The organism is Mesorhizobium sp. M2C.T.Ca.TU.002.02.1.1 (assembly GCF_003997225.1).
In genome coordinates this window covers 1-3088 of record NZ_RZTO01000739.1, presented here as the reverse complement: position 1 = coordinate 3088, position 3088 = coordinate 1, and the positions used below count along the sequence as shown (strand labels likewise).

Annotated in this window: 3 protein-coding genes; all 3 read left to right on the top strand. The window is 64.6% G+C overall.

Features of this window, described 5'->3' with window-relative positions; all coding sequences use genetic code 11:
* Window positions 1-73 precede the first annotated feature (73 nt).
* Complete coding sequence (locus tag EOD07_RS28580; RefSeq protein WP_127237747.1) at window positions 74-715, top strand: carbonic anhydrase; 642 nt, start codon at window positions 74-76, stop codon at window positions 713-715.
* Between the two features lie 31 nt (window positions 716-746).
* The gene (locus EOD07_RS28575; RefSeq protein WP_245470533.1) at window positions 747-1142 is read left to right on the top strand and encodes a nuclear transport factor 2 family protein; all 396 of its coding nucleotides are present in this window, start codon (window positions 747-749) and stop codon (window positions 1140-1142) included.
* A gap of 395 nt (window positions 1143-1537) precedes the next feature.
* Window positions 1538-3088, top strand: a 1551-nt coding sequence (locus EOD07_RS28570; protein WP_127237745.1) for a M3 family metallopeptidase, incomplete at its 3' end; no start/stop codon positions are given.

The window sequence follows — 3088 nt, the reverse complement described above, 5'->3', positions numbered from 1 at the left end:
GCATTTGCCGCTAGAGGCTTTTTCGATCGCAACGAGCTGCCGCCTCCAACCCCCGGAAAGGCTCTAGCCGCCCATGCCTCATCTCCCCGAGCACCTCCTCGCCGGCTACCGCAACTTCATAAGTGGCCGCTACCCCACGGAAAGCGACCGCTATCGCTCGCTGGCGCGCGACGGCCAGGCGCCCGAGACGATGATCGTCGCCTGCTGCGATTCGCGCTCGGCGCCGGAAGCGATCTTCGATGCCGGTCCCGGCGAGCTCTTCGTGCTGCGCAATGTCGCCAATCTGGTGCCGCCCTATGAGCCGGACGGGGAGTATCACTCGACCTCGGCCGCGCTCGAATTCGCCGTGCAGAGCCTCAAGGTCAGGAACATCGTGGTGATGGGGCATGGCCGCTGCGGCGGCATCCGCGCCGCGCTCGACACCAATTCGGCGCCGCTGTCGCCCGGCGACTTCATCGGCAAATGGATGAGCCTGATCGCGCCGGCCGCCGAGACCGTGGCCGCCAGCACGATGATGACGGCAACCGAGCGCCAGACGGCGCTGGAGCGCATTTCCGTCCGTTACTCCATCGCCAATCTCAGGACCTTTCCCTGCGTCTCGATCCTCGAAGGCAAGGGCAAGCTCTCGCTCTACGGCGCATGGTTCGACATCTCGGCCGGGGAGCTGTGGGTGATGAACAAGGAAACCGGCGATTTCGAGCGGCCGGAGCTGTAAGGGAGGCGTGGTGCGGCAGAGCTGGTGGCGGATATTTCTTGCGGCGGGGCTGCTCCTGTCTTCGCTCGTCCGCGCCAGCGCCGACGACGGCGCCATCATCGACCGCTGGTACTCGGCGCTGCTGGTCGCCGACCGCACCGAATTGTCCGACCTGCTTGCCGACGACGTGCGCATGAAGCTCGACGACATCGGCGTCGTCCAGTCCAAAGAGGATTTCATCGCCTCGATCGACGAATGGCAGGGCGCGGTCGCGGGCGCGGCGATCCGCCATCGCATCGAAAAGAGCGAGAACGGCCGGACCACGGTGCTCGCCTGCTATGATTTTCCCAGCAACGACACGCTGATGCGCGAAACCTTCACCGTCGCCGGCGGCCGCATCGTCGCCAGCACCCAGACGGCGGTGGCACAGGACTGCAGCGGCTACTAGCGTTTGCGTTGGTGGGTCGCATGCCTTGGCGATTGGCCGAAACGCCTATCGCGATCGTCATCCACGGGCGAAGCAAGGAGCGAAGCGACGCGGCGCAGACCCGAGGATCCATTCCGTGACATACGAGCGCTGCTGCGGCGCAGAATTCTGCTCCGCGGCACCTTCAGGCCGAGGTAACGGAATGGATCCTAGGGTCTACGCGACGCCGCTTTGCGGCTGCTCCGCCCTAGGATGACGAAGTTCGGAAGGCTTCGGCCAATCTCCAACGATTGCGATGAACCAGCGCGTTGAATGCTCCAAGGTGAAATCCGGAGCCACCCGAGTTGCGCGATGCGCGGCATCGCCCTACATCCGGGACTGCCCGCCGCCTATCGAACTCCCAATCGGATTTACCCATGTCAAAAGCCGTCGACCTCGCCGCCCATCCGCTGACCCTTTGGCAAGGTCCGCTCGGCCTGCCGGATTTCTCGCGCATCGGCGACGATGATTTCGGCCCGGTCTTCGACGCCGCGCTTGCGGCGCATCAGGCCGAGATCGACGCGATCGCCGGCAACAGCGAGGCGCCGTCCGTCGAGAACACGCTTGCCGCGCTCGAGCTCGCGGGTGAGGCGCTCGACCATGTCTCATCGATCTTCTGGTGCCGCGCAGGCGCCCACACCAACGACACGATCCAGGCAATGGAGCGTGAGGTTTCGCCGAAGATGTCCAGGCATTTCTCGGCGATCTCGATGAACGAGAAACTGTTTGCCCGCATCGACGACCTCTACCAGCGGCGCGACAGCCTGAAGCTCGATCCCGAGACGCTGCGCGTCCTGGAAAAGACCTGGAAGGGCTTTGTCCGGTCGGGCGCCAAGCTCGACGCCGACGGCAAGAAGCGGCTTGCGGCCATCAATGAGGAGCTCTCCTCGCTCGGCACCCAATTCGGCCAGAATGTGCTCGCCGACGAGCGCGACTGGGCGCTGTTCCTCGACGAGGCCGATCTCGCCGGCCTGCCCGACTTTTTGAAGAGCGCCATGGCCGAAGCGGCCGAGATGCGCGGCCAGAAAGGCCGCTATGCGGTGACGCTGTCGCGTTCGATCTACGAGCCGTTCTCGACCTTCTCCGAGCGCCGCGACCTGCGCGAGATCGCGTTCAAAGCCTTCATCATGCGCGGCCAGAACGGCGGCGCCTCCGACAACTCCGATGTCGTGCGCGACATGCTGAAGCTGCGCGCCGAGAAGGCGAAGCTTCTGGGCTACGGCTCCTTCGCGGCGCTGAAGCTCGACGACACGATGGCGAAGACGCCGGAGGCCGTGCACGAGCTGCTCGATCCGGTCTGGGAGAAAGCCCTGGAAAAGGCGGCCGCCGACCAGAAGGAACTGGAGCGGCTTGCGGCGGAAGCCGGCAGCAACGAGAAATTCGCGGCCTGGGACTGGCGCTTTTATCAGGAAAAACTGCGCGCCGAGAAATTCGCCTTCGACGAGGCGGAGCTGAAGCCGTACCTGCAGCTCGAACGCGTCATCGAAGCCTGCTTCGATGTGGCGACACGCCTGTTCGGCATCAGTTTCGAGGAGAAGAAGGGCATCACGGTTTGGCATCCCGACGCTCGCGTCTTCGTGGTGAAGAATGCCAACGGCAGCGAGCGCGGCCTGTTCCTGGCCGACTATTTCGCTCGGCCCTCCAAGCGCTCGGGTGCCTGGATGAGCGCGCTGCAATCAGGCTACAAGCTCGGCCATGGTGCCAAGCCGGTGATCTACAATGTCATGAACTTCGCCAAGCCGCCGGCCGGCGAAGCAGCGCTTCTTTCCGTCGACGAGGCGAAGACGTTGTTCCACGAGTTCGGCCATGCGCTGCACGGCATGCTGACCGACGTGACCTGGCCGTCGGTTTCGGGCACCTCGGTCAGCCGCGACTTCGTCGAGTTGCCCTCGCAGCTCTACGAGCATTGGCTGACGGTGCCGGCGGTG